Consider the following 26746-nt stretch of genomic DNA (forward strand, 5'->3'; position numbering starts at 1 on the left):
TATTCCTGATGATGCGTATGGGTGACCAGCGCCGGCGCACGGTATGTGCGGCGCTGGAGCAAGGCTGACGATCAGGAAAGGGCAGGTGGTCCGCGCGGCTGGGCGGCGCCCCAGCCGTGCAGCGGCCGTGGCGCGCTGTAGTAGAGCGGCGGGTAGGCGTCATGGCCGCCGATGACGGCGAAGCCATGGATAGCCGACGGCGGCAGGGCGGGTGCGCCGCCGTGCGTGGCGCAATACGGGCAATGCTCCATGCCGTGCGGGATGTTGGTCGGCGCTTTCTTGCCGGGTGCGGCGCTGTCGACCGAACACATCTCCGCCAGCACGCCGCTGGTCGATGCCGAAATCGCGTGCGAGACCGTCGGCGCGAGCGCCGAGAACAGGACGGCCAGCATGGCGATCCAGATCTGCAGCGTTTGACGGCGTAGCGTGGCAAGCATGGCGCAATTATAACGCCGCTGGACAGTAGTCGGTGAGAATGAGAAGTGTTATCATTCAATCCGTTTATTTCCAACAATGTTTCTTCTCATGTCCGATTTTCCCTTCAAGCTGACGGCACTGGCTGCCGCGATTTCCCTGCTGGCCGCGGCCAACGCGCAGGCGCAACAACAAACCGAGGCCGACGCGACTATCGAATCGATTCAGGTCTCGGGCAGTTGGCTGGGTTCCGGCCTGCAGAACAGCGTGAAGAATTTCGCCGGCGCGCGCACCGTGGTGGACAAGGAGGATATCGCCGAGACCGGCGCCGCCAATATCGGCGACGTGCTGCGCCGTATTCCGGGCGTGCAGTCGACCGACAACTCGGGCACGGCGGGCAGCGCGATTTCGCTGAACATCGGCGTGCGTGGCCTGACCGGCCGCTATTCGCCGCGCTCGACCGTGCTGCTGGACGGGATTCCGTTGGCGGTCGCGCCGTACGGCCAGCCGCAGCTGTCGTTTGCGCCGGTCAGCCTGAACAATATCGAATCGATCGACGTGGTACGGGGCGGCGGCGCGGTACGCTACGGCCCGCAGAACGTGGGCGGCATCATCAATTTCCGCAGCCGCGAGATCCCGACCGGCGAGGGTATCAGCGGCGACGCCAGCGTGCGCTACAACGACTTTGGCGAAGGCGGCAGCAACCGCCAGTACAGCGCGTTTGTCGGCGGCACCGCCGGCAACGGCCTTGGCGTGGCACTGATGTATTCCGGCATGGAAGGCACCGAGTGGCGCCAGGGCAGCGACGAACGCGTCAATGATGTCGCCCTGAAATTCCGCTATCCGCTGAACGAACACAGCGAAGTGTATGGCAAGGTGTCCTACTACGACGTGCTGTCGCGCACGCCGGGCGGCCTGACGGTGGCGCAGTACCATGCCGATCCATTCCAGAACACCCGTCCGACCGACTTCTGGAGCGGCGACCGCCATGGCGTGGACGTCGGCTACCTGAACACCATCTCGGGCACGCAGGAATTCGAAATCAAGGCGTACTACAACGAAAGCTTCCGTCAGAGCGCGCTGATCAACGCCGCCAAGACCCAGATCACCTGGCAGCCGCGCAATTACGAAGTGCTGGGCATCGAGCCGCGCTACACCCGGCGCTTCAACGGCGGCGGCATGACGCATGACGTCACCGTCGGCTACCGCTACCTGCGCGAGCGCGGCGACGACAACAACTACGTCCAGACCGTGGCGACCGGCGCGAATGGCGCCACCACCACCTTCGTCAACAGCACCGACGCGCATGCGGCCTACATCGACGACCGCATCGCCGTCGGCGCCTGGCGCATCACCCCGGGCGTGCGCTACGAAAAGATCAGCTCCACCCGAGACGACCTGAGCGGCAAAGCCTCGTTCAGCACCGACAACAACAAGGCGCTGCCGTCGCTGAACATCGCCTACCTGGTGAACAGCGCGCTGACCGTATTCACCAACTACACCACCTCGTTCGGCGCGGTGCAGAACACCCAGCTGAATTCGCAGACGCCGACCAATCCGCTGAAGCCGGAAAAAGCCAGGACCACCGAACTGGGCGCGCGCTGGAAGACCGGCTCGCTGAGCGCCGAAGCGACCCTCTTCAGACTAAAATTCGACAACCAGATCCTGCAGGTGCCGGGCGTCACGCCGGCGACCTTCCAGAACATCGGCGCCACCAAGCACGACGGCATCGAATCGGCGGTGGACTACACCTTCGACCAAGCTGGCGCGCTGGCCGGCCTGAACGTCTACGCCAATTGGACCTACACCAGGGCGCTCCAGGAATCGGGGGCGACGGCGGGACTGGATGTACCGTTCTACTCGCGCAACACCGACACCGTGGGCGCGCGTTACAAGCTGGCAGGCTGGACTTTCAATCTGTCGACCACGCACCAGAGCAAACAATACGCCGACCAGGCCAACACGGTGGCGGAAGCGGCCAACGCCGGCGCCGGCCTGATCCCGGGCTTCCGCCTGTGGAACGCCAACGTCGCGTGGAAGCTGAAAGCCTATGAAATTGCGGCGGGCGTCAACAACCTGGCCGACAAGCGCTACTACACGCGCAACATCGACGGCAACCTCGGCCGCATGGCCGGCGCCCCGCGCACCGCCTACCTGCAACTGCGCCTCGTCTACTAACGGCAGCAACTCCGGGGTCAGGTCTCCCATTGCGTCACGAGCTCGACGGTTTGGCTCGGTGTTTTTTTAAAGCACGGTCAACTGTTGCGCGCGATACGCGGAAATGGCGGGCTATCTCCATGATGGCGTAAGCCCTGCTTAAATAAGCGTGGGCGATTGCCTCGTCGCGGTTTGGAAATTTTTCCTGATAGTCTTGCAGTGGGAGCGCAAGTGCCCCTTGATGGAGTTTGGATATGCCCTCTGAATGGCGCAGGCTTGTTGGCTGGCGCAGTTTCTCGATATAGGAATCGGGGCCAAGTATCAACTGTCGGTGCACTTGCTGAAGCGGGCTGGCAAGTCCCACGCCGGCCACCACAAAGTTAGCGTATTTACTGCGCGCCGCTTCAGGATCGATGTCGAATGCCGACAACAGCCATTCGACATCGAGCCAACTGGGCGCTGCCGAAACTCCCTGGGTGTGGTTATAGCTACTCCAGAACCAGTCCCCGGGCCTGGCGGCCAACCCGGCCCTCACTGGATTGAGCACCACATAGCGCGCCAATTCGAGCAAATAGCTGTCGGCGTCGACTACGACCGCGTGGTATCGCCCCTGAAACAGATGCCCGACCAGTTCGTGATGGCGATTAAAATATTGCGAATACACGCCGTTCAACTGGCGCATACCTTGATCAAGATTTGCCTGCGCGGTACGCACCAGCAAGTGATAATGATTCCCCATCAAGCAATAGGCATAGACCGTAAATTCATATTGCGCGCATACCGCGTCCAGAATGTTCAGCCACGTCAGACGATCGCCGTCATTGCGATAAATCTGTGATTTGCGGTCGCCGCGGCTGGTGACGTGATAAAGCGCGTCGGCGAACTGTAGCCTGCGTGGTCTGGCCATATCGTCAAAGTACTCAACGGCGAGTTAGGTGTCTTGAGGTGCATCACACACACACGCGACACACGAGCTCGTGACGCAATGGAAGACCTGACCCCGGAGTGCGACCCGGGAAGTTCCGTTCGGTAGGTCACGTAGGACTAAGATGACATTTTGCAATGTTCGCAACCTACATAGGCCTGCAAATTGCTCCTATACCGGTGGCTTAGGCCGCTGGGTATAGTGTCTACATCAACCGGACAGACACTATATCGAGAGAGGCAGAACATGAACGCTATCCAGACTTCCACCGCGCCACAACAGTCCATCAGCCTGATCGGCGCTCAACAGAACGATCTGCTCCGCGCCCTGTCGCGCGACGATCTGCTCGCTCTGTTCGGCGACCTGGAATTGGTGACGTTGCCGGAAGGTAAGCATCTGTTCGATTACGGCGACGCCGTCGAATATACGTATTTCCCGACCAATGCCATCATCTCCCTGCAATATGTGATGGAAGATGGCGCCACTACGGAGATCGCCGTCGTCGGACGCGAAGGCGTGGTCGGCGTGGCGCTGCATCCCACCGAGCGCGCGTCCTACGCCGCCGTGGTGCAGACCCCCGGCTATGGCTACCGTCTGAAAACCGCGGTGCTGCGCGAGGTGTTCTATACCGGCGGTCCGCTGGCCCAGCAGCTGATGCGCTACACCAGCATGATGTTCGCCCAGCTGGCCCAGAGCGTCGCCGGCAGCCGCCACACCAGCATCGAGCAAAAGCTGTGCCGCTGGCTGCTGGAACGCCTGGATCGCTCGCTGAGCAATGAGCTGAAAGTCACTCAGGAAATGATCGCGAACATGCTGGGCGTGCGGCGCGAAAGTGTGACCGGCGCCGCCGGCAAGCTGGCCCAGGAAGGCTTGATCACCTATCGCCGCGGTTGCGTGACGGTGCTGGACCGCGATGGCATGGAGCGCCGCGCAGGCAGCTGCTACCAGTCGATGGCCAAGAAAGCCAGCACGGCGCAACCACAAGCACAACAGGTACGTTACGCGGCGTAATCAGTGCAGGACGCGGGAAGGCGGATTGGTGAACAGTCCGCCAAAGTAGATGCCCGCAGGGGCGGAGCGGGTAGCCAGGTTCTGATCGAGTTTGCGCTGCACCAGCTTGTGCCAGGCGTTGGCCCAGCGGGCCGCCAGTTGCGACTCTTCCGCCGAACGCGCGTACAGCGTCCGTTCGACGGCAATTTTTTGACGATGCAGGGCACGGCTGGCAGAGATCAGGGTAGTCATGGCGTAGTTTGACCGGCTGAGGTTGATCGGAGATGCCTTGCCATTGTGCCCGCTCGACGGCGTTTTTAATGTGCGCCACTTCACCCATGACAACGAGAAATGAAAGCGGCCCGTGTAAAATAGCCGGGCTGTAGCGTTACCGCATCGTTTCCGTTGATAACTCCCCCATGTCTTCTTTCTGTAAAAACGCGTTGGCGGGCTTGACCACGTCCTTCGCCCTGGTGCCCGAGTGCATCGCTTTTGCGCTGGTTGCGCATCTCAATCCGCTGGTCGGTCTGTACGGCGCCTTCTTTATCTGCACAATCACCGCCTTGTTCGGCGGCCGGCCGGGCATGATTTCCGGCGCCGCCGGTTCGATGGCGGTGGTGATCGTGGCGCTGGTCGCCCAGCATGGCCTGCAGTATTTTCTGGCGACGGTGGTGCTTGGCGGCGTGATCATGCTGCTGTTCGGCGTGCTGCGCCTGGGCAAGCTGGTGAGCATGGTGCCGCATCCGGTGATGCTGGGTTTCGTCAACGGCCTGGCGATCGTGATCGCCTGGTCTCAATTGCAACATTTTAAAGCCGATGGCCAGTGGCTGCAGGGCACGGCGCTGGTCTGGATGGCCGCGCTGGTGGTGCTGACCATGGCCATCGTTTATCTGTTGCCGCGTCTGACCAAGGCGCTGCCGCCGGCGCTGGTGGCCATTGTCGGCGTGGGCGTGCTGTCGCAATTGCTGCATTTGCCGGTGCATGCGCTGGGCGACATGGCGCACATCGCCGGCGGCCTGCCGTCGTTGGCCGTGCCGCAGGTGCCGCTGAATACGGAGACGCTGCGCATCGTGCTGCCGTACGCCGCGCTGATGGCCATGGTCGGCCTGCTGGAAACCCTGCTGACCTTGAATCTGACCGACGACATCACCGAAACGCGCGGCCTGCCTAACCGCGAATGCGTGGCGCTGGGCGCGGCCAATCTGGTGTCCGGCCTGTTCGGCGGCATGGGCGGTTGCGCGATGATCGGCCAGACCATGATCAATCTGGGTTCCGGCGGCCGCACGCGCGTGTCCGGCGCGGTGGCGGGGGGCATGGTGCTGCTGTTTATCCTGTTCCTGTCGCCGCTGATCGAACGGATCCCGCTGGCGGCGCTGGTGGGCGTGATGTTCGTGGTGGCGCAGCAGACCTTTGCCTGGAGCTCGCTGCAGGTGCTGGGCAAGGTGCCGCGTCACGATGCCCTGCTGATCGTGGCGGTGACGGCAATTACGGTGGCAACCGACCTGGCGACGGCGGTGCTGTGCGGTATCGTGATCGCCGCGCTGAGTTTCGCCTGGCGCCATGCGCGCGAAGTGCGTGTCGAAGTGTCAGTGGCGGACGGCGTCAAGACCTATGTCCCGCACGGCACGCTGTTCTTTGCCTCGGTGACGCACTTCCATGCGTTGTTCGACCCGCAGGACGATCCTCGGCAAGTGGTGATCGATGGCCGCCATCTGCGCCTGGCCGATCATTCGGCGCTGGTGGCGGTCGCCGCGCTCAGCGAGCGTTACGCCAAGGCTGGAAAGTCGCTGCAAGTGCGGCATCTGTCGCAGCGCTGCACCACGCTGCTGCACCGTTCGGGCGTGATGGCGACAGTCTGACGTCTTGCGCGCGCAGTTGCTGGCGATCTGGCGGCTGTTCGCGTGACGCAGCGCCGGAACGGCAGAGATTTGCTCGGCCGTCCCGGAATCTGACGCAACGACGCGTGCGCCGAGCTTACCTGCCTTCCAGCGCCGCGATGGCGGCTTGCACGCCGGCGCCGTAGGCCGGGTCGGCCTGGGTGCAGTTGTAGATGTGACGCTCCTGAACCGGCTTCGATACGCCGTAGATGGCGCGCGCGGTGTTTTCAAACAGCAGTTGCTTCTTCTCGGCGGTCAGCAGGCGGAACAGATTGCCTGGCTGCGAGTAGTAGTCGGTGTCGACGCGGTGATCCCAGTGGCCGGCCGCGCCTTCCAGCGACAACGGCGGCTCGGCGAACTGCGGCTGCTGCGCCCATTCGCCGCGGCTGTTCGGCTCGTAAGGGGTCTGGCCGCCTTCGTTCGGATGCACGCGCATGGCGCCGTCGCGGTGATAGCTGTGGAACGGGCACTTGGGCGCGTTGACCGGAATCTGGTGGTGGTTGACGCCGAGGCGGTAGCGCGCGGCGTCGCCATACGAGAACAAGCGCGATTGCAGCATCTTGTCCGGCGAGAAGCTGATGCCCGGCACCACGTTGGCCGGCGAGAAGGCCGATTGCTCGACTTCGGCGAAGTAATTTTCCGGATTGCGGTTCAGTTCCAGCACGCCGACGTCGATCAGCGGATAGTCGCCATGCGGCCAGACCTTGGTCAGGTCGAACGGATTGTACGGCACCTTGGACGCATCGGCTTCCGGCATGATCTGCACCGCCAGCTTCCAGCGCGGGAATTCCTTGCGCTCGATGGCGTCGAACAGGTCGCGCTGCGAGCTTTCGCGGTCGACGCCGACCAGCGCGGTCGCTTCGGCGTCGCTCAGGTTGTCGATGCCCTGCTGGGTGACGAAGTGGAACTTGACCCAGAAGCGCTCATTGTTCGGGCTGATGAAGCTGAAGGTGTGGCTGCCGAAGCCGTGCATGTGGCGGTACCCTTTCGGGATGCCGCGGTCGCTCATGACGATGGTCACCTGGTGCAGCGCTTCCGGCAGCAGCGTCCAGAAGTCCCAGTTGTTTTCCGGGCTGCGCAGATTGGTCTTCGGATCGCGCTTGACCACGTGGTTCAGGTCGGGGAACTTGAGCGGATCGCGGAAGAAGAACACCGGCGTGTTGTTGCCGACCACGTCCCAGTTGCCCTGCTCGGTGTAGAACTTGACGGCGAAGCCGCGGATATCGCGCTCGGCATCGGCCGCGCCGCGTTCGCCGGCCACGGTGGAAAAGCGCATGAAGATGTCGGTCTTCTTGCCGACTTCCGAGAACAGCGCCGCGCGCGTGTACTTGGTGATGTCGTGGGTGACGGTGAAGGTGCCGTAGGCGCCCGAGCCCTTGGCGTGCATGCGGCGTTCCGGGATCACTTCGCGCGCGAAATGGGCCAGTTTTTCCAGATGCCATACGTCCTGGAGCAGGACCGGACCGCGCGGGCCGGCGGTCTGGGTATTTTGATTGTCGACGACCGGGGCGCCGGCTGCGGTAGTGAGGTTTTTCATGAAACTTCCTTCTGCCTTGAGTGGGTAAATGGAAACTTCCAGCATAACGACTACCGCCCGGTTTCGCCTCTCTCTTTACAGGGAGGCGGGCTGGGGTAGACGCCGCAGTTGCGCCTGCGACAGATTGGCGTACAGCGGCGGACTCAATACCCGCGACACGGTGCGCGCCACCATCGCGCAGGCCATCAGGCTCAGCACCATTGCATGACCATCGACCATTTCCATCACAATGATGAAGGAGGTCAGCGGGGCCTGGGTGGCGGCCGCGAGGAACCCGACCATGCCGAGTGCGATCAGGGCGCCGGCATGCGGATAGCTGAGCAGCAGTGCGATGTCGTTGCCGAGCGCCGCGCCGATCGCCAGCGACGGCGCGAAGATGCCGGCCGGCACACCCGACCAGGCCGTCAGCCAGGTGGCGATGAATTTCAGGAAGAAGAACAGGCCGGCCGCCTGGCCGTCGCCGGCCACCAGTTCGCGCGTGTGTTCCGAGCTGCTGCCGAACACCGCGCCGCCCGAAAACAGGCCGATCGCCGCCACCGCCAGGCCGCAGCCGGCGGCAAACAGCACCGGCCGACGCGCGCGCACGCGGCTGAACCAGTCGCGCGGCGGGCTGTTCAGCGAGGCGATCAACAGCCGCGAAAACAGCCCGCCCGCCAGCCCGCTGGCCAGCGCCACGATCAGGCCGGGCACCAGCAGGCCGCTGTCGATGCCGGTGGCGTGGATCAGGCCGAAATAGGTGGCATTGCCGTTGATGGATACCGCCATCAGCCCGGCCAGCACGATGGCCGACATCAGCAGGCCGCTGCGGCGCTGTTCGGGCGTGCGTGACAGTTCTTCGATGGCGAACATGATGCCGCCCAGCGGCGTGTTGAAGGCGGCGGCGATGCCGGCCGCGCCGCCGGCCACCAGCAGGCCGTGCGCGGTGACGCCGCTGCGCTCGGGCAACCAGCGGCGCGCGGTCAGCATCACCCCGGCCGCCACCTGCACCGACGGGCCTTCGCGCCCCAGCGACAGGCCGGCCAGCAAGCCCCAGGTGGTCAGCAGCACCTTCGCCACACTCAGTTTGAGCGAGACGAACCGCCCCAGTTTGTCCTGGGCCGCGGCCGGCTCCAGCGCGGCCATCACCTGCGGAATGCCGGAGCCGCCGGCGCCGGCGGCAAACCGGCGCGTCAGCCAGACGATGGCGGCGGTACAGGCGGGCGTCCACAGCAGCGGCGACCACCAGCAGCGCTGATACATCGCCGAGAACAGGCCGAACGCCCGCTCGGACACCGCGCTGAAGCCGACCACGGCCAGACCGGCCAGCGCGGCGAACGCCACCACCAGCACGCGCGCGCGCCAGGTCGGCCAGTCGCTGAATTCTTTACGGAAGTTGTTGCGGATATCGTGGCTGCTTTTCATGCGGTTCCGGGAGCCCAAATGACAAACGCCCGGCACGGGGCCGGGCGTTCCATGTTACAGCATTTTAAGCAATGGATTACTTGCTTGGGTAGACGATGTCGTCGCGACGGTCGTGGGCGCGGGCGGCGTCGTCGGTACCGGTCGATTTTTCTTTACCGTACGACACGGCTTCCATCTGGTTGTCTTTCACGCCCTGTACTTTCAGGGCGGTGATCAGCGCCTGAGCGCGCTTCTGGCCCAGCGCCAGGTTGTATTCGGCGCCGCCGCGGTCGTCGGTGTTGCCTTCGACTTTAACCGACACGTTCGGGTTGGCGGCCAGGAATTTACCGTGGTCGGCGACCAGGGCGTCGAATTCCGGCTTGACAGCGTACTTGTCGAAGTCGAAGTAAACGCTACGGTTTTTGTAGATCGAGCTGTTTGGGTCCAGGTAGGCTGGCAGCGGGGCTGGTGCCGGGGCCGGAGCCGGTGCGGCCACTGGCGCGGGAGCTGGAGCCGGGGCTGGCGCAGGCGCTGGGGCCGGGGTTGGGGCTGGAGCAGGGGTCGAGCAGGCGCTCAGCAGGGCTACGGTGCAGGCAGCCAGCAGGCTTTGGGTTTTAGCTTTCATCGAAAAAACTCCCGAATTGGTTTTGTTTGAGGGACATAAACGTTACACGCTAGGTGTGAGGCTGTTCTGCAGCCGCGACCGGTATTATATAAGGGTTTCCCTAGGAAATATTGGTCACATGCATTATTTTTTCAACCAAAGTGAAAAAGGTGACAGATCCATGCCATTTTCTACATACCACGCACGCCGTGCGATATCGAATTTCGCGCCCAGCGCCTTGACCTGATCCTTGTCGGCAAAGCCGGCATGCAGATAATAGCGGCTTGGCGCGGCGACCGGCGCGCGTTCGTTGCGCGTCAGCGCCGCCTCGGCGGCGGCCGCCGATCGGGTCAGGCGCAGCTGGTTGATGAAGGCGCTGCGCCTGGCCGGATCGGCAGGTGAAATCAGTGTAAGCCGCGCGCGGGCGCGGGTCGCCCCCACATAGAACAGATTTTCCTCATCCCGTTTGGGCTGGGACGGGTGCGGGAATTCGCCTTCTTCCAGAAAGGGCAGGATCACGTGGTCGAATTCCTTGCCCTTGGCGTTGGCAACGCACTCGATCAGCACCGACTTGCGGTCGCGCTTGCGGCGGATAAAGGCTTCGCGCGCGTTCATGGCGGCCCAGAATTCGCGCAGGCTCTGGCCGGAGGCGGCGGCCGCCGCCAGCAGGCTGGCCACGGATTTATTGATCACGCCGGCGTCGTAGGGGCGTACGAAGATGCGGCGCGCGGTGGCTACCAGCTGCACGCGTTCGCACAGCTCGCTGAGCACGGCCGCCGCCGGCAGCGCCGGGTCGACCGTCGACAGCCAGGCGATGGCAGCCACCACCGCGCGCCGCGTGCCCTCGGCGGCGACGTCGCGGTAGCCGGGCAGGTCGATGTCGCGGCGCTCGTCTTCGATCAGGAACAGCTCGCCCAGCAGATCGGGGCTTTTGAGGATCTGCTGCTTGAAGTTGTCCATGCTGCGCGCCGAAAAGCGCATTTCGCTGAACGCCACCAGCGCATCGACGATGGCGGTGCGCACCAGCTCCGATTTGACCGCGCCAAAATCGCGCAGGCCGATGGCCAGCAAACCGCGCAGGAACAGGATTTCGTCGCGCTGCAGATAGCCGGCCATGGGCGGCGTGCGGTAAGCGATATCGGCTTCGATCAGCGCGTTCTCGATCGCCATCGACTGGTGACGGTCGCGGATCAGGATGGCGCAGCCGTCGATGTCGTAACCATCGGCTTGCCACTGGCGCACGGCCGCCAGCACGCGTCCGGCGCAGTCGTCGGCGCTGGCATAATGCGCCTGCTGGATCTCGGTGCGCAGGCGCAGGCCCGATTCCACCGGTTTCTGCTTGAATTCGGCCATGGCGTAAGCCAGATGCGGGCCGTGGCGGAAGGTCTGGGTCAGCGGGTAGCGCACCAGGCGCGGGTGGCGTTCGCCGAAGCGGCTGCTCAAATACTCGGCGCTGGCGCCCAGCCGGGCGTGGATCACCTGATCCTTGTCGCCGGCGCCGACGAAAAAGCACTGCGGCTTGCCGATCAGGGCGTCGAGGATGCGGAACGAGGCTTCGTTCAGGTCGTGCAGCTCGTCGCACAGCACCAGGCGGTAATCGGGAAACTGCCCGGCCAGCCGGGCGCCGCCGTCCAGATTGCAGGCCAGGTCGTAGGTGGCGTCGAACGGGCCGCGGAAGGTGGCGCCGGCGCCGCCGTCCAGGCGCAGGATTTCATATTCCAGCGTGGTCAGGTAATCGGTCAGCGGCACCTCCAGCAGTGCCGCCGCTTCTTCCGCGCCCATGAATTCCACGTCGCGTTCCAGCGCCATGGTGGCTTTCAAGCCGAGCTGGACGTCGAGGAACTGGCTGAGCGCGACGCTGTGGGTATGCAGTTCCAGGCCGTCGGCGCTGCCGGCGTAACGCTCGGCCGTGCGGTCCACCGCCATCAGCGCATATTCCTTGAGCGCGCGCGGGTCGCGGCACTGGCGCACGTGGTCGTTATCGACCAGGTCCATCATCCAGGCGGCGAAGTCCTCGAAGGTGAGCACGGCAACGCGCTCGGTCAGCGCTTGCGGCACGCCGATGTCCAGCAGGCGGCGACGCAGCACCTCGCGCGCTTCCGGCGTGAAGGTCAGGGCCAGGATCTGTTCGGGCGCCAGCTTGCGCGCCAGCGCTTCGCCGATGCGCAGCGCCAGGGTGGTGGTCTTGGCCGCGCCGGCGTTGGCGTCGACCAGCACCACCTTGTTCTGTGCCAGCTGGATGGCGAGCTGTTCGGCGGTGGGAATCAGGCCTTGCGGTGTGAAACGGGGAGGATTGGCTGGGTTCATCCCCTACATTATAGCGACCAGCTGGCGTATGCCGGCCGTCGCTGCCACCGCCGCCGCCGGCAGGGGCGCCGCGCGCGGTCCGGTCGGCGTCAGGCGCGCGGTGGCGCCTTCGATGAACTGGCTGCTGAAGACGCGCCGCTCGGCCTCGCTGCCGCCATTGTCGATCAGATTGCTCAGCAGCTCGGCGGCGGCCGCCGCCATTTTTTGCATCGGTTGGCGCAGCGTGGTGAGGTTGTAGCTGAGCCAGTTGGACGGTTCGACCGCGTCGAAACCGGCCACCGACAACTGGCCCGGCACGTCCAGGCCCAGCGCGTGGCGGGCGGCGTCCAGGCAGCCGATGGCCGCCACGTCGTTGCCGCAGATGATGGCGTCCGGCACCGCGCCGAGCTGGTCGATGATGGCTTGCAGGCCCGTCGCGCCGCTCTGGTAGTCGCAGTTGCCGGCAACAATCACCGGCGGCGGCAGGCCCAGCTCGGCCATGCGTTCGCAGGCGCCCTGGCGGCGCTCGGTGGCCACACTGGAATCCTCGCGGCCGGAAATGATGCCGAAATGGCGATGGCCGGCGGCGGCCAGCCGGGACACCAGCATGCGGCCGGCCTCGACGTGATCGCAGCTGACGGTGTTGACCGGCTGGTCGCGCTGCATGCGGTTGAACAAGACCAGCGGCATGCGCCGGCGCTCGCATTCGGCGATGTGCTCGGGCGACAGGCGGGCGGCGGCGATCACGCCGTCGACCTGGAATTGCCAGACGTCCGCCAGCGCCCGCCCGACGTCCGCTTCGCGCGCCAGGGTGAACAGCAGCACGTGCTTGCCGTGCGCGTTGATCTGCTTGCTCAGTTCGGCCAGCAGTTCCGGGTAGTACAGATTGGCCTTGTTGGTGATGATCAGCGCCACCATGTTCGAGCGGCGCGTGATCAGGCTGCGCGCGGCGGCGTTGGGAATGTAGTCGAGCACGCTGGCGGCCCGCATCACGCGTTCATGCATGGCCGGGGAAATGCTGGCGCCGGGCTTGAAACAGCGCGACACCGCCGATTGCGAGACGCCGGCCGCCTGCGCCACGTCATACGAGGTGACCCGGCGCTTTTCGCTGGCGATCAGGGCTTTCAGCTGGAGGGCGCAATGTTCAACGGTCTGCTTGGATTTGCTCATCGGGGTGGGGGCCGCAGTCGCATGGTTGTATTTCTAATAGTTTCTCAGCATAAACAATATCTTACTGTGCGGCAACAATAATCGCATTTCTGATCGGAAATATCGCCTCTCTGAAGGCCAAGTGTGGCTAACATGCAATAGCTACTGCGCCGGCGCTTTTTCTGATAGCATATCGCCCCTTTAGCTGCAGGAATTTCAAGATGGCCATTGCTTGCGGAGTCGATTTCGGCACGTCCAATTCCACCGTTGGCTGGGTGCGTCCCGGCCAGCCGGTGATGCTGGGACTCGAGGATGGCAAAGCCACCTTGCCGTCCGTGGTGTTCTTTAACGCCGACGACGATGAAGTCACCTACGGTCGGGCGGCGCTGGCCGATTATCTGGCCGGTTACGAGGGGCGCCTGATGCGCTCGATGAAAAGCCTGCTCGGCACCAGCCTGATCGACGGCCAGACCGAGGTCGGCGGGCGCGCGCTGCCGTTCCGCATGCTGCTGGCCCAGTTCATTGGCGAACTGAAGCGCCGCGCCGAGCGCGCGGCCGGCCGCGACTTCAGCTCGGCGGTGTTCGGCCGCCCGGTGCACTTCATCGACGACAGCAAGGAACACGACCAGCAGGCCGAGGCCACGCTGGCGGAAGTGGCGCGCTCGGTCGGTTTCAAGGACATCGCCTTCCAGTTCGAGCCGATCGCCGCCGCCTTCGACTACGAGTCGCAGATCGAGCGCGAGGAATTGGTGCTGATCGCCGACATCGGCGGCGGCACCTCCGACTTTTCGCTGGTGCGGCTGTCGCCCGAGCGCGCCAGGAAGGCCGAGCGCCGCGACGATATCCTGGCCAATGGCGGGGTGCACATCGGCGGCACCGATTTCGATAAATATCTGAGCCTGTCGTCGCTGATGCCGCTGCTCGGCTATGGCAGTCGGCTGCGCAACAACAGTGAAGTGCCGTCCAGCTATTTCTTCAATCTGGCCACCTGGCACACCATCAACCAGGTCTACACCAAGAAGATGTGGAGCCAGCTGTCCGACCTGCTGCGCGATTCCGACGAGCAGGAAAAGCTGGGCCGGCTGCAGCGCCTGATCGACGAGCGCGCCGGCCACTGGCTGGCCATGAAGGCCGAAGAAGGCAAGATCGCGCTGTCGGACGCCGCCCGCGTCGAACTGGCGCTGGACCGCCTGGCGCCGCCGGTGACGGTGGCACTGCGGCGCGAGCAGTTCGACGGCGCCATCGACCACCTGGTCGGCTCGGTCGAAACCACGGTGCGCGACCTGCTGCGCGACGCCAGCGTCACGCCGGCGCAGGTCGACACCGTGTTCTTCACCGGCGGCTCCAGCGGCGTGCGCCTGCTGCGCGAGCGCATCGGCGCCGTGGTGCCGGCCGCGCGCAAGGTCGAGGGCGATTTGTTCGGCAGCATCGGCGCCGGCCTGGCGCTGGATGCGGTGCGCAAGTTCGGCTGAGGACGCATATGCTGGATCAACCGATTGTCATGCTGGACTTCGAGACCACCGGGTTGTCGCCGCTGCAGGGCGACCGCATCACCGAGGTGGCGGCGCTGCGCATCGTCGGCGGCCAGGTGGTCGAGCGCTACGTGTCGCTGATTAACTGCCGGGTGCGCATTCCCTCGTTTATCACCGGCCTGACCGGCATCACGCAAGCCATGGTGGACGACGCGCCGCCGGTGGAGCGGGTGGTGCCGGAATTGCTGGATTTCATCGGCGGCGATACGCTGGCCGCCCACAATGCCAGTTTCGACGACAAATTCCTGCGCGCCGAGGCGGCCCGCCTGGCGCTGACGCCGGGCTACACCTCGCTGGTGTGTTCGCTCAAGCTGTCGCGCCGCGTGTTTCCGGCGCTGGGCAGCTACAAGCTGGGCCAGCTGTCCGGTTCGCTCGGCATCCGCTTCCGCAGCGCCGCCCACCGCGCCGAGGCCGATGCCGAGGTGGCGGCCCAGGTGCTGATCCACATCGGCCAGCATCTGCGCGCGGCGTATGGCATCGGCCGCGTCGATGCCGCGTTGCTGGTGGCCGTCAACAAGCTGGCCGCCGCCAAGGTGCCGCAATTCCTGCAGAAACAGTCGCAGCAATAAACGATATCATTTTATCATGGTCCATTTGAGCGGGGTCAAACTTCGCCGACGATAGCGTCTTACACTGCGATCAACGGGTGACAGCGTTGAGCCGAGGTGTAAGGTGAAAAAGCCATGCTTGGCCAAGGAAAGCCATGATAGTTACCGGTGGTATCTGGATGCCGCCGAGCGCGGTGACGCCTATGCGCAATTCAATCTGGCGCTGCTGTACAAGAACGGCGCCGGGGTGGTGCGCGACGAGGGTCAGGCGTTTCGCTGGATGGGACTGTCCGCATCGCAGGGACTGGTGTTCGCGCAAAATCATCTGGGCGCCATGTATTACGCCGGCCGCGGCGTTGCGCCCGACGACGAGCAGGCGGTGCACTGGTTCCGGCTGGCGGCGCGCCAGGGCGACGCCTCGGCGCAGCAGAATCTGGGCCTGATGTACCGCCGGGGCCGTGGCGTCGCGCAAAGCGACGAGGTGGCGGCGGTCTGGTTCGCCCGCGCGGCCGAGCAGGGACTGGCCAGCGCGCAGGCGCTGATCGGCCAGGCTTATGCCCGTGGCCGCGGCGTCAAGCGCAACGAGGCGCTGGCGCTGGCCTGGTTGCGCAAGGCGGCGCTGCAAAACGACGTCGGCGGCCAGCTGCATCTGGGCATGATGTACAAGCAGGGGCGGGGCGTGGCACGCAACGATGCGCAGGCGCTGGCCTGGTTCCGCCTGGCGGCCGAGCGCGGCGACGCCGTGGCACAGCGTCTGGTCGGCCTGGCGTACGCCGAGGGCCAGGGCGTGGGCGCCGACGCCGGCCGCGCCTATGCCTGGCTCAACCGTGCCGCCGAGCAGGAAGACGCCGATGCCCAGTTCAATCTGGGCGTCATGCTGGCCAACGGCAAGGGCGTGCCGCGCGACGAGGAACTGGCCTTCACCTGGTATCGCCGCGCCGCCGGGGCCGGCCATGCGCTGGCCCAGTTCAATCTGGGCGGCATGTACGCGCGCGGCCGTGGCGTGGCGCGCGACGACGTGGCGGCGCTGGACTGGTACCGCATGGCGGCCGAGCAGGGCGCGCCGCACGCGCAGTTCAATGTGGCGGTGATGTACGCCAATGGCCACGGCGTTGCCAAGGACGAGGCGCAAGCGGCCGTGTGGTACCGCAATGCCGCCCTGCAGGGCGATGCCAGCGCGCAAAACAATCTCGGCGTGATGTACGCCAACGGCCTGGGCGTGGCGCAGGACGATGCGCAGGCGGTGGACTGGTACGGCAAGGCGGCGGAACAGGGCCATGCGCTGGCCCAGTACAATCTGGGCGGCATGTATGGCAGCGGCCGCGGCGTCAAGCGCGACGAGGTGCTGTCGTACATGTGGCTGACCTTGGCCGCGCAGGCCGGCGACATGGCGGCCATCAGCAACCGCCGCAAGATGGCGCTGGCGATGTCGCCGCAGACGCTGCTGGCGGCGCAGGAAATGGTGCGCGCGTGGCGTGCCGCGCATCAGGCGGCGCCGGCCGGCCGCTGAGCTGCGCCGGTTGCAATGAACCGGCTTACGGCGCCGGCGGCTGGCGGCGGTCGAGGAACAGGCTGTTGCCGTGGATTTTCTTGGCCTGCTTTTTCGATTCGCTGGCGGCAGTGGCGATCTGGTGATGACTGTAATATTGCTGCGGTTCGACGCGGATCGCGCCCACCGACAGACTCATCAGCGAATAAAACACCTTGCGGCCCTGACGGTCTTCGCTGATATAACCGCCGCGCTCGCGGTCTGCCACACTGTAAAACTGGTCCACGTGGTGGGCGAACTCGGCCAGCACGGCCTGGCAGCGGCGTTCCCAGTCCTCGCTCTGGAACAGCACCATGAAATCGTCGCCGCCGATGTGGCCGACGAAATCGCGGTCCGGGTCGGAATAACAGCTGAGCAGCTTGCCGGTCAGCTGGATCACGTCGTCGCCGCGGCGGTAGCCGTATACATCGTTGAACGGCTTGAAATGGTCGAGGTCGAAGTAGCAGACCCAGAAGCGGCTGCCGCTTTCCAGCAAGCGGTCGATGTGTTCGGTGATCGGCACATTGCCCGGCAACTGGGTCAGCGGATTGGCGTAGCGCGCGGCGTGGATCTGCAACTGGGTGATCTCGCGCATCAGGTCGTGGCCGGTGCCCATGCCCAGGTAGCGGCCCTGGTCGGTGATGATGAAGCCGTTGAACAAATGATGGGCATCGGCTTCGGCCATGCGGAAGCTCAGTTCCTGCAGGCTGGTGGCCTGGTCGGCGATCAGCGGCCGCGCGTCCATGAACTGGCGGCACGATTTTTTGCCGTACAGCTCGCGTTCATAAGGCCGCGCGAAGTGCTCGATCATGTCGAAGCGGCTGATCAGGCCCAGCGGCTGGCCCTGGTCCACCACCGGCAGTATCATCAGCTTGGGATCGGCCTGGAAAATCGCGTAGACCTCGTTGTTGTTCATGGACGGGGGCACCGACCGCACCGCGTGCAGCAGCTTGTGCGCGCTGGCCTTCGGGTCGGCGCCGCGCTGCGGATACACCGCCACGCCGGAGCGCGACAGCGCCTTGACCACTTCCGCCGGCGCGCTGCGGGCCGGGTTCGGATGCGGCCGGCCCAGGTGATAGCCCTGGCCGTAGGCGACGCCGACATCGCGCAGCACCAGCAGCTCGGCCTGGGTTTCCATGCCTTCGGCGATCACCCGCGTATTGGATTTTTCGGCGATTTCCTGGATGGAGCGCACGAACTGCAGCTTGACCGGGTCCTGGTTGATGCCCTGGATGAAATGCATATCGATCTTGACGTATTCCGGCCGCAGCTCCGACCACAGCCGCAGACTGGAAAAGCCTTCGCCCAGATCGTCGATGGCGATCTGAAAGCCCATTTTACGATAATGCAACACCGCTTCGCGCATCAGCGCATAATCATAGGTGGGCTGGTTTTCGGTCAGCTCGATGATCACGCGGTCCGGGTTGATGCCGATCCGGTGGATGTATTCCAGGGTTTCGCCGTGGCGGGCGTCGCGCTGCAGCAGCGAGTCGGGACTGACGTTGAGGAACAGCTTGCCCGGCAGTTCCAGCTCGGCAAAGCGCTCCAGCACCACGCGCCGGCACAGGTGTTCGACCTGTACCGTCAGGCCATTGGCGCGCGCCGCCTTGAACAAATTCAGGGGCGAATGTAATGGACTGTCCGACGGCCCGCGGATCAAACCTTCATAAGCGATGATTTCGCCCGTCTGCATGTGTACAATCGGTTGAAATAGCGCGCTCAGCTGCCGGCGCGCCAGAATATCGTGCAGATGGGTGCGCAACATGGCATCCTCATCCTCTTCGCGAGGCTTGAGATAGGTGATGGTGGCGCCGGCGGCGGGCTGGAGAGCGGAGTTCACGGTGAGGTTGGCTGGGTCGGTTTAACTGGATAAGTTTAATGATGTATTGTGACAGCATGATGAATTTGAGAAACATTGCAGCCGTTCCCCTGCTGCTGGCCGCGGCCGGCGCCGGCGCCACCGGCGTCGCGGTGCAGGTGCAGGACACCAGCGGCAAGGTGCTGCCGGACGCCGTGGTCTACATCGAGGGCGACGGCATCCCCGCCCGGGCCGCGCCCAGGGAGGCGCAGATCGAGCAGAAGGGACTGAAGTTCCTGCCGCTGGTGACGGTGGTGCAGACCGGCGCCACCATCCAGTTTCCCAACAACGACAAGGTACGCCACCACATCTATTCGTTCTCGCCGGCCCACAAGTTCGACCAGAAGCTGTATTCGGGGCAGCAGGCCACGCCGCAGGTGTTCGACAAGGCCGGCACGGTGGTCCTGGGCTGCAATATCCATGACAAAATGATCGCGTACGTCAGGGTGGTCGACACGCCATACTTCGCCCGCACCGACGGCGCGGGCGCGGCCCGCATCGAGCTGCCGAAGGAGGGCAGGTATACGGTCAAGGTCTGGCACTACAATGCCGCCGGCGGCGGCACCGCGGAGGAGGCGGTGACGGTGAAGGCCGGCGCGGAGCCGGCCACCGCCGTGTTCAAATTGGCGATGAAGCCGCCGGTGGCCGGCGACCCGTCCGGCCTGTGAGCTCGATAAGGACCAGCATGCGATTTCGCAGTCTCGAAAGCCGTATCGTCACTTTGTTCCTGGTGCTGATCGTCGCCGTCCAGGTGGCCGGCCTGCTGGTGATCCAGCGCGGCATCGACAACAATGCGCGTCTCTCCATCGGCGCGGAACTGAACAATGGCGCCAAGGTGTTCCGCCGCCTGCTCGACCAGAACGCCCAGAGCCTGCGCTTCGGCGCGCGGCTGCTGGCGCGCGACACGGCGTTCCTGGCGGCCATCGGCAACAATGATGAAGGCGACCGCGCCACCATCGAGTCGGCGCTGGAAAACAGCGGCCGCCGCATCAAGGCGTCGCTGTCGATGCTGATCGGCGAGGACCGCAGGATCGGCGCCACCACCAATCCCAAGCAGTCGGCCGCGCTGGAGCAGATCGCCCTGAGCATGCTGGACGCGGCGGAGGCGGCCGACGGCGCCAACGGCATCGCCATCGTCGACCACCGGCCGTATCAGATCGTGGCCATGCCGATCAAGGCGCCGATCACCATCGGCTGGATCGTCATGACCTTCCCGATCGACCGCCAGCTGGCCAACGACATGCGCGAAGTGACCTCGCTGCACACCACGGTGCTGACCCGCGACCCGCAGGGCAGATGGCTGCAGGCCGGTTCCACCTTCGTCGGGCCGTCGGCGCAGGCGGTGGTCGACCAGTTGCAGGCATTGCCGGCGGCGCCGGCCGGTCCGTTCGACATGACGGTGGAAACCGCGCAGTACAGCGCGCGCCTGACGCCGATCGGCGAGGATAACGGATCCACCGCCAGCGTGCTGCTGGCGCGCTCGATCGACGAGGCCACGGCCGAATACCGCCGGCTGGAGCGCTGGCTGGTCGGCCTGACGCTGGGCGGCATCTTCGTTTCGGCACTGGCCATCGTGCTCGCCGCCAAGCGCATCGCGCAGCCGATCAGCGCTCTCGCCGTCACCGCCAAGCGGCTGGAGGAGGGCGATTACAAAGTCCCGATCGACAGCACGCGCGAAGATGAAATCGGCGCGCTGGCCCATGCCTTCGACGCCATGCGCGAAGGGATCGCCAAGCGCGAGCAGGAAATCCGCCGCCTGGCGTACTGGGACACGCTGACCAATCTGCCCAACCGCGCGCAATTCGTGCTGCTGCTGAACGACGCGCTGCCGGAGGCGCAGCGGCGCGAAGAACATCTGTACGTGCTGATGATGGACCTGGACCGCTTCAAGCATGTCAACGACGTCATGGGCCACAGCTTCGGCGACGCCCTGCTGCGCCAGGTCGCGGGCCGCCTGCAGCTGCTGCTGGCCAACCGCCGGCAGTCGTCGGCGCAGGTGGCGCGCCTGGGCGGCGACGAATTCGCCGTGCTGCTGCCGGCCGCCAATCTGGACGCGGCGCAGATGATGGCCTACGAAATCCTGCAGGCGCTGGAGACGCCGCTGTCGCTGGAAGACCAGATGGTGGACATCGGCGCCGGCCTGGGCATCGCCGGGTATCCCGAACATGCGGCCGACGGCGAGACCCTGCTCAGCATGGCCGAGGTGGCGATGTACGCGGCCAAGCAGCGTACCGAGGGACCGGTGGTGTACGACCCGGCGATGGACAAGTCCAGCGCCAAGAGCCTGTCGCTGCTGACGGAGCTGCGCAACGCGGCGGAAGGCAACCAGTTCCGCCTGCACGTGCAGCCGAAAATCTCGCTGGCCAGCGGCCAGGTGGTGGGGATGGAGGCGCTGGTGCGCTGGGTGCATCCGGAGCGCGGCAATGTGTTTCCCGACGAGTTCATACCGTTCGCCGAGCAGACCGGCTTTATCCGCATCCTGACGCGCTGGGTGATGGAGCGGTCGGCCGAATTGTGCCGCGAGCTGGCGGGGCGCGGCCATCATCTCAAGGTGTCGGTCAACCTGTCCACGCGCGACCTGCTGGACCAGGACCTGCCGGCCAAGTTTGCCGATCTGCTGTCGCGCCACAAGCTGGGACCGGGCTCGTTCTGCCTGGAGATCACCGAGAGCGCCATCATGGACGATCCGGTGCGCGCGCAGCAGACGCTGGAACGCCTGAGCGCCATGGGCCTGGATTTGTCGATCGACGATTTCGGCACCGGTTATTCCTCACTGGCCTATCTCAAGCGGCTGCCGGTGAATGAGCTCAAGATCGACAAGTCCTTCGTGCTGAACATGGAGCACGACGAGGGCGACACCAAGATCGTGCGCTCCACCATCGACCTGGGCCACAACATGGGCCTGCGCGTGGTGGCGGAAGGCATCGAGAGCGAAGCCGTGTGGCGCCTGCTGGCGGACCTGGGCTGCGACCAGGGCCAGGGCTATTTCATGAGCCGCCCGATTCCGGCCGACCAGCTGGTGCCATGGCTGGAGAAGTGGCAGGCGCCGCTGGCCGCAGCGGCGGTGGAGGGGGCGGTCAGCTACGCCAAATAAAAATCGCTTTGCTTTCAGGCTAACGTGTCATATTTGTCATAGTTCACGTTATGATCTGTACTCCTGATGACCTTCCATGGATACGGATCACACATGCAACGCAAAGCACTTCTGGCTTCCCTCATCCTTTCCCAGGCCGCGCTGGCCCAAAACTGTCCGGCGCCGGGCGCGCCGCTGAACTATCCGGTGTCGCATACGGTGGAGCAGCAGGACAACTACCATGGCACCGTCATCGCCGATCCGTACCGCTGGCTGGAAGACGCCAACAGCGCCGAGACCAAGGACTGGGTGGACGCGCAGAACAGGCTCACGCAAGGCTATCTGTCGCAGATCGGCAATCGCGACGCCATCAAGTCGCGCCTGACCCGCCTGTGGAACTTCGAGCGCTTCAGCGTGCCGTTCAAGGAAGGCGGGCGCTATTTCTACAGCCGTAACGACGGCCTGCAGAATCAGTCGGTGCTGTACACCATGAAGTCGCTGGCCGACGTGCCACGCATGCTGCTCGACCCGAACACGCTGGCCGCGGACGGCACCGTGGCGCTGGCCGGACTGGCCGTGAGCCCGAACGGCAGGTATCTGGCCTACAGCACCGCCGCTTCGGGCTCGGACTGGAACGAGATCAAGGTGCGCGACATCGACAGCGGCGCCGATGTCGAGGATCACATCAGGTGGGTCAAGTTCTCGCGTACCGCCTGGCTGCAGGATGGTTCGGGCTTCTTCTACAGCCGCTACGACGAGCCTAAGGAAGCCACCAAGCTGGCCGTCGTCAACTACTTCCAGAAACTGTACTTCCACAAGCTCGGCACCCGGCAGAGCGAGGATGTGCTGGTGTACGAGCGCCCGGATCACAAGGACTGGGGCTTCAGCGCCGAAGTGACGGAGGATGGCCGCTACCTGGTGATTCACGCGTCGCAGGGGACGGAGAACAAGAACCGCGTGTTCTACAAGGAGCTGGGCAAAAAGGATGCGAAAGTGGCGGGCCTGCTGGAAGACTTCGACGCGGCCTATGATTTCATCGGCAACGACGGCCCGGTATTCCTGTTCCGCACCGAGCGCAATGCGCCGCGCGGGCGCATCGTCAGCATCGACACCCGCAAGCCCGGTGTGCTGAACTGGAAGCAGATCGTCCCGGAGAGCAGCAATACCATGGTGTCGGCGTCGCTGGTGAACAACCAGCTGATCGTCGATTATCTCAGCGACGCGCACAGCCTGGTCAAGGTCTACGATCTGAAAGGTAAGGCGCTGCACGATATCGAGCTGCCGGGACTGGGCACGGCCGGCGGCTTCAGCGGCAAGCGCGCCGATACCGAGACCTTCTATTCGTACACCAGCTTCACCACGCCGTCGACCATCTACCGCTATGACCTGAAGGCCAACAAGAGCAGCGTGTATCGCCAGCCGAAGGTGGACTTCGATCCGGAAGTCTATGAGACCCGCCAGGAGTTCTTCACCTCGCGCGATGGCACCAAGGTGCCGATGTTCATCGTCGCCAAAAAGGGCATCAAGCTGGATGGCGGCAATCCGACCTACCTGTACGGCTATGGCGGGTTCAATATCTCGCTGACCCCGAGCTTCTCGGTGGCCAACCTGGCCTGGCTGGAGATGGGCGGCGTGTACGTGATGGCGAATCTGCGCGGCGGCGGCGAGTACGGCGAATCGTGGCACGCCTCCGGCACCAAACTGCAGAAGCAGAATGTATTCGATGACTTCATCGGCGCGGCGGAGTGGCTGATCGCGCATAAGGTGACATCGCCGGCGAAATTGTCGATCGGCGGCGGCAGCAACGGCGGCCTGCTGGTCGGCGCGGCGATGACGCAGCGGCCGGACCTGTTCGCGGCGGCGGTGCCGCAGGTGGGTGTGATGGATATGCTGCGCTTCCACAAGTTTACCATCGGCTGGGCGTGGACATCGGATTATGGCTCGTCAGACAATCCGGAGGAATTCAAGGCGCTGGTCAAATATTCGCCGCTGCACAATCTGAAGAAGGGCGTCTGCTATCCGGCGACCATGATCACCACCGCCGACCATGACGACCGCGTGGTGCCGGCCCACAGCTTCAAGTTCGCCGCCACCGCGCAGGCGGACCAGGCGCCGGGCGGCGCGCCTATCCTGATCCGTATCGAGACCAAGGCCGGCCATGGCGCCGGCAAACCGACCAGCAAGCAGATCGAGGAAGTGGCCGACCGCTGGGGCTTCATCTCGCGCGCGCTGAAGATGGATGGCAGCGAACCGGCCAGCCACGCGGCGGGGCAGCAATGAGCCGCGCGTCTCTGGCGCGACCGCTGCTGCTGGCCGTACTGATGGCCGGCGCTACCGGATTTGCCGGCGCTGCGCCGTCTGCGGCCGGCGCGGCGCCGGCAGCCGCCAAATCGCTCGCCGACCTCACGCGCGCGCTGCAGCCCCAGCCCGGCTTCATCGACGTCTGGCGCGACGTCGACAAGGGCCGGGTGCTGCTGGCCGTCGGCGCGCTGGAGCAGCCGTTCATGCTGGTCAGCTCCCTGCCATACGCGCTCGGTTCGAACGACGTCGGCCTCGATCGTGGCCAGGCGGGCGAGATGCGCATGGTCCATTTCGAGCGGCATGGCGCGCGGCTATTCCTGGTGCAGGACAACACCAACTACACCGCCGTTTCGCAGGACCGAGACGAGCGCGCCGCCGTGCGTGAATCGTTCTCCAATTCGGTGCTGTGGGCGGGCGAGATTCTCGCCAGCGATAACGACCGCTATCTGGTCGACTTTTCCAGCTTCCTGCTGGCCGACCATCACGGCATCGCCGGCAGTCTGGCGCGCACCCGGCAGGGGACGTATGCCGTCGATCCGGCCCGCAGCGCCGTGCTGGCGGCCGAAGCCAAGGCCTTCCCCGACAACGTGGAACTGGAGGCGCTGCTGACTTTCGCCGGTCCGGGGCAGGGCGAATATGTGCGGCAGGTGGCCGCCGATCCGGCCAGCCTGTCGATGCGCCAACGTATCAGCATGGTGCGCCTGCCGCGGCTGGAGGCCGCGGGCGGCTGGCATCCACGCCCCTATCATCCATATTCGGGTGGCTTTGACAGCAGCTACTTCGACTACGCCACGCCGATGTCCGACAGCATCGACGTGCACTGGCAGGTGCGCCACCGGCTGGAAAAGACCGACCCGTCGGCCACCGTCAGCACCGTCAAAAAGCCGATCGTGTATTACGTCGACCGCGGCGCGCCCGAGCCGATACGCTCGGCGCTGATCGCCGGGGCATCGTGGTGGGCCAGCGCCTTCGAAAAGGCCGGTTTCAAGGACGCCTACCGCGTCGAACTGCTGCCGGAGGGCGTGGACGCACAGGACATCCGTTACAACGTCATTAGCTGGGTGCACCGCGCCACGCGCGGCTGGTCGTACGGGAATGCCTTGACCGATCCGCGCACCGGCCAGATCCTGCGCGGCGCCGTCACGCTGGGATCGCAGCGCGTGCGCCAGGACATCCTGATCGCCGAATCGCTGCTGGCGCCCTACGGGAAGAACGCCCCTGCGGACAAGCATCAACTGGCCGAGGAAATGGCGCTGGCGCGCGTGCGTCAGCTGGCGGCGCATGAAGTCGGCCACACGCTGGGCTTCGCCCACAACTTTGCCGCCAGCCGCATGGGCAATGGCTCGGTGATGGACTATCCGCATCCGATTCTCGCATTGAACGACAAGGGCGAGGTCGATCTGTCGAACGCCTACGGTGTCGGCGTCGGTCCGTGGGACGACTACATTGTCAACTACATCTACGGCGACTTCGGCGGCGGCCAGCAGGAGCAGGCCGCGCTGGCGAAATTGCGGGCCGCTGCACGCGCGGCCGGCCTGCTGTACTCCAGCGACCAGGATGACCGCGCGCCGGGCGCCAGCCACCCGGATGGCCTGCTATGGGACTTCGGTCCGGACACGCTGAAGACCTGGGATCAGCTGGGCGCGGTGCGTCAGCGCGCGCTGCAGACCTTTTCGACCGCCGTGCTGCCGGACGCGCGCCAGATCGGCGAACTGGAAGCCCGGCTGGTGCCGGTCTATCTGCTGCAGCGTTACCAGGGCGAGGCCGTGGCGCGTCTGATCGGCGGCGGCGATTTCGATTACACCAGCGCCGGCGACGTGCGCGCTGGCGCCGGCCGGGCCGGCATCCGCAGCACGCCGGCCGATGTGCAGCGGCAGGCGATTAACCGGCTGACCGATAGCCTGCGCGCCGAATATCTGACGCTGCCGCCCAACGTGCTGGACGTGCTGACGCCGCCGGCAGCCGGATATGCGCGCAACCGCGAATACTTTGCGACCAAAATGGGTTCGGTGTTCGACGCGCTGTCGATCGCCGAAACCGGAGCGGCCCAGAGCACCGGTTTTCTGTTGGACCCGGGCCGCATCAACCGCGTGGCCTGGCAACACGCGCGCGACAGCAAACAGCCGGGCGTGCAAGAACTGCTGTCCGTGCTGCTGCAGAAGACCTGGAAGCGCGCACCGGTGCCGGCCGCGCTGACCGGCGGCGAGGCGGTTCAACTGGCCGCCGACTGGGTGGTGGTGGACAGCCTGCTCAATCTGCTGGACGGCGGCCAGCTGCATCCGCAGGTGGCAGCGGAAGTGCGTGAGGCGGTGCGCGAGCTGGCGCAATGGTTGCAGAAAAATCCGGCCCAGGGCGTCGCCGCCGGCAGTCGCAGGCAGGCGGCCGAGTTGATCATGGCCTACCTGACCGATCCGCGCAGCGTCAAGCTGCGTCCGCTGCCTGTGGTGCCGCCCGGCGCGCCTATCTGAGCCGCGTCAACGGTGCGCACCAAAACAAGGCATTTGTTTGGTGCGCACAGCACTGGTGCGGAGTCCCGCACAAAATCAAAACACATTGAAATCAGGCACTTAAATATTGCACCAAATTG

19 protein-coding genes are annotated in these 26746 nt (G+C 64.9%); 10 read left to right on the forward strand and 9 right to left on the reverse strand.

The window, feature by feature from the left end; translation table 11 throughout:
* Window positions 1-71: 71 nt before the first annotated feature.
* Entirely contained in the window at window positions 72-437 is a 366-nt protein-coding gene (locus tag E4L98_RS27635) for a DUF2946 domain-containing protein (protein ID WP_135204750.1), read from the reverse strand.
* An 88-nt stretch (window positions 438-525) separates the two neighbouring features.
* Here E4L98_RS27635 and E4L98_RS27640 point away from each other — a divergent pair, with 88 nt between their 5' ends.
* Entirely contained in the window at window positions 526-2592 is a 2067-nt protein-coding gene (locus tag E4L98_RS27640; RefSeq protein WP_229257606.1) for a TonB-dependent receptor family protein, read from the forward strand.
* A gap of 34 nt (window positions 2593-2626) precedes the next feature.
* On the opposite strand, the gene E4L98_RS27645 is transcribed toward E4L98_RS27640, so the two are convergent.
* On the reverse strand, window positions 2627-3478 hold the full coding sequence (locus tag E4L98_RS27645; RefSeq protein ID WP_135204752.1) for a transposase: 852 nt from the start codon (window positions 3476-3478) through the stop codon (window positions 2627-2629).
* 264 nt (window positions 3479-3742) lie between these two features.
* On the opposite strand from E4L98_RS27645, the gene E4L98_RS27650 reads away from it, so the two are divergent.
* Window positions 3743-4507: a Crp/Fnr family transcriptional regulator gene (locus E4L98_RS27650; RefSeq protein WP_135204753.1), complete on the forward strand. Its 765-nt coding sequence runs from the start codon at window positions 3743-3745 to the stop codon at window positions 4505-4507.
* Here the strand turns inward: E4L98_RS27650 and E4L98_RS27655 are convergent, their stop codons facing one another.
* Entirely contained in the window at window positions 4508-4738 is a 231-nt protein-coding gene (locus E4L98_RS27655) for a hypothetical protein (RefSeq protein ID WP_135204754.1), read from the reverse strand.
* A gap of 167 nt (window positions 4739-4905) precedes the next feature.
* Here E4L98_RS27655 and E4L98_RS27660 point away from each other — a divergent pair, with 167 nt between their 5' ends.
* Window positions 4906-6345 (forward strand): SulP family inorganic anion transporter, encoded by a 1440-nt coding sequence (locus E4L98_RS27660; protein WP_135204755.1) that lies wholly within the window; start codon window positions 4906-4908, stop codon window positions 6343-6345.
* A gap of 115 nt (window positions 6346-6460) precedes the next feature.
* Here the strand turns inward: E4L98_RS27660 and E4L98_RS27665 are convergent, their stop codons facing one another.
* The 5 genes from E4L98_RS27665 to E4L98_RS27685 all read right to left on the reverse strand — a co-directional run bounded on the left by E4L98_RS27665 (window position 6461) and on the right by E4L98_RS27685 (window position 13340).
* Window positions 6461-7900, reverse strand: a complete 1440-nt coding sequence (locus tag E4L98_RS27665) for a catalase (protein WP_135204756.1) — start codon at window positions 7898-7900, stop codon at window positions 6461-6463.
* A gap of 75 nt (window positions 7901-7975) precedes the next feature.
* Window positions 7976-9301, reverse strand: a complete 1326-nt coding sequence (locus E4L98_RS27670) for a chloride channel protein (RefSeq protein ID WP_135204757.1) — start codon at window positions 9299-9301, stop codon at window positions 7976-7978.
* Between the two features lie 76 nt (window positions 9302-9377).
* Complete coding sequence (locus E4L98_RS27675; RefSeq protein ID WP_135204758.1) at window positions 9378-9905, reverse strand: OmpA family protein; 528 nt, start codon at window positions 9903-9905, stop codon at window positions 9378-9380.
* A gap of 123 nt (window positions 9906-10028) precedes the next feature.
* Window positions 10029-12191: an ATP-dependent helicase gene (locus E4L98_RS27680; protein ID WP_135204759.1), complete on the reverse strand. Its 2163-nt coding sequence runs from the start codon at window positions 12189-12191 to the stop codon at window positions 10029-10031.
* Window positions 12192-12194: 3 nt separating this feature from the next.
* Complete coding sequence (locus E4L98_RS27685; RefSeq protein ID WP_135204760.1) at window positions 12195-13340, reverse strand: LacI family DNA-binding transcriptional regulator; 1146 nt, start codon at window positions 13338-13340, stop codon at window positions 12195-12197.
* 200 nt (window positions 13341-13540) lie between these two features.
* Between E4L98_RS27685 and E4L98_RS27690 the strand changes: the two genes are divergently transcribed.
* From E4L98_RS27690 to E4L98_RS27700, 3 genes are all read left to right on the forward strand, one after another.
* Window positions 13541-14791 carry an Hsp70 family protein gene (locus E4L98_RS27690; RefSeq protein WP_135204761.1) on the forward strand — a complete coding sequence of 417 codons (1251 nt, stop codon included), beginning with the start codon at window positions 13541-13543 and terminating at the stop codon, window positions 14789-14791.
* An 8-nt stretch (window positions 14792-14799) separates the two neighbouring features.
* Window positions 14800-15420, forward strand: a complete 621-nt coding sequence (locus tag E4L98_RS27695) for a 3'-5' exonuclease (protein ID WP_135204762.1) — start codon at window positions 14800-14802, stop codon at window positions 15418-15420.
* A 103-nt stretch (window positions 15421-15523) separates the two neighbouring features.
* Window positions 15524-16909: a tetratricopeptide repeat protein gene (locus tag E4L98_RS27700; RefSeq protein WP_135204763.1), complete on the forward strand. Its 1386-nt coding sequence runs from the start codon at window positions 15524-15526 to the stop codon at window positions 16907-16909.
* 25 nt (window positions 16910-16934) lie between these two features.
* On the opposite strand, the gene E4L98_RS27705 is transcribed toward E4L98_RS27700, so the two are convergent.
* On the reverse strand, window positions 16935-18692 hold the full coding sequence (locus E4L98_RS27705) for a GGDEF domain-containing protein (RefSeq protein WP_135204782.1): 1758 nt from the start codon (window positions 18690-18692) through the stop codon (window positions 16935-16937).
* Window positions 18693-18826: 134 nt separating this feature from the next.
* Here E4L98_RS27705 and E4L98_RS27710 point away from each other — a divergent pair, with 134 nt between their 5' ends.
* The 4 genes from E4L98_RS27710 to E4L98_RS27725 all read left to right on the forward strand — a co-directional run bounded on the left by E4L98_RS27710 (window position 18827) and on the right by E4L98_RS27725 (window position 26627).
* Entirely contained in the window at window positions 18827-19453 is a 627-nt protein-coding gene (locus E4L98_RS27710) for a methylamine utilization protein (RefSeq protein ID WP_229257608.1), read from the forward strand.
* A 17-nt stretch (window positions 19454-19470) separates the two neighbouring features.
* Window positions 19471-21879, forward strand: a complete 2409-nt coding sequence (locus tag E4L98_RS27715; protein ID WP_135204765.1) for a putative bifunctional diguanylate cyclase/phosphodiesterase — start codon at window positions 19471-19473, stop codon at window positions 21877-21879.
* Window positions 21880-21972: 93 nt separating this feature from the next.
* The gene (locus E4L98_RS27720; RefSeq protein ID WP_135204766.1) at window positions 21973-24138 is read left to right on the forward strand and encodes a prolyl oligopeptidase family serine peptidase; all 2166 of its coding nucleotides are present in this window, start codon (window positions 21973-21975) and stop codon (window positions 24136-24138) included.
* On the forward strand, window positions 24135-26627 hold the full coding sequence (locus tag E4L98_RS27725) for a zinc-dependent metalloprotease (RefSeq protein ID WP_135204767.1): 2493 nt from the start codon (window positions 24135-24137) through the stop codon (window positions 26625-26627). The genes E4L98_RS27720 and E4L98_RS27725 overlap by 4 nt, the downstream gene beginning before the upstream one ends.
* Window positions 26628-26746: the final 119 nt, after the last annotated feature.

It is taken from the genome of Duganella callida, from assembly GCF_004614165.1.
GTDB classification, from domain to species: Bacteria; Pseudomonadota; Gammaproteobacteria; order Burkholderiales; family Burkholderiaceae_D; genus Rugamonas; species Rugamonas callida.

Coding starts and splice junctions, on each gene's coding strand:
- E4L98_RS27725 (WP_135204767.1), top strand. CDS start 24,135: ATGAGCCGCGCGTCTCTGGCGCGACCGCTGCTGCTGGCCGTACTGATG.
- E4L98_RS27675 (WP_135204758.1), bottom strand. CDS start 9,905: ATGAAAGCTAAAACCCAAAGCCTGCTGGCTGCCTGCACCGTAGCCCTG.
- E4L98_RS27715 (WP_135204765.1), top strand. CDS start 19,471: ATGCGATTTCGCAGTCTCGAAAGCCGTATCGTCACTTTGTTCCTGGTG.
- E4L98_RS27680 (WP_135204759.1), bottom strand. CDS start 12,191: ATGAACCCAGCCAATCCTCCCCGTTTCACACCGCAAGGCCTGATTCCC.
- E4L98_RS27705 (WP_135204782.1), bottom strand. CDS start 18,692: ATGTTGCGCACCCATCTGCACGATATTCTGGCGCGCCGGCAGCTGAGC.
- E4L98_RS27670 (WP_135204757.1), bottom strand. CDS start 9,301: ATGAAAAGCAGCCACGATATCCGCAACAACTTCCGTAAAGAATTCAGC.
- E4L98_RS27640 (WP_229257606.1), top strand. CDS start 526: ATGTCCGATTTTCCCTTCAAGCTGACGGCACTGGCTGCCGCGATTTCC.
- E4L98_RS27655 (WP_135204754.1), bottom strand. CDS start 4,738: ATGACTACCCTGATCTCTGCCAGCCGTGCCCTGCATCGTCAAAAAATT.
- E4L98_RS27650 (WP_135204753.1), top strand. CDS start 3,743: ATGAACGCTATCCAGACTTCCACCGCGCCACAACAGTCCATCAGCCTG.
- E4L98_RS27645 (WP_135204752.1), bottom strand. CDS start 3,478: ATGGCCAGACCACGCAGGCTACAGTTCGCCGACGCGCTTTATCACGTC.
- E4L98_RS27635 (WP_135204750.1), bottom strand. CDS start 437: ATGCTTGCCACGCTACGCCGTCAAACGCTGCAGATCTGGATCGCCATG.
- E4L98_RS27710 (WP_229257608.1), top strand. CDS start 18,827: ATGAATTTGAGAAACATTGCAGCCGTTCCCCTGCTGCTGGCCGCGGCC.
- E4L98_RS27685 (WP_135204760.1), bottom strand. CDS start 13,340: ATGAGCAAATCCAAGCAGACCGTTGAACATTGCGCCCTCCAGCTGAAA.
- E4L98_RS27720 (WP_135204766.1), top strand. CDS start 21,973: ATGCAACGCAAAGCACTTCTGGCTTCCCTCATCCTTTCCCAGGCCGCG.
- E4L98_RS27660 (WP_135204755.1), top strand. CDS start 4,906: ATGTCTTCTTTCTGTAAAAACGCGTTGGCGGGCTTGACCACGTCCTTC.
- E4L98_RS27665 (WP_135204756.1), bottom strand. CDS start 7,900: ATGAAAAACCTCACTACCGCAGCCGGCGCCCCGGTCGTCGACAATCAA.
- E4L98_RS27690 (WP_135204761.1), top strand. CDS start 13,541: ATGGCCATTGCTTGCGGAGTCGATTTCGGCACGTCCAATTCCACCGTT.
- E4L98_RS27695 (WP_135204762.1), top strand. CDS start 14,800: ATGCTGGATCAACCGATTGTCATGCTGGACTTCGAGACCACCGGGTTG.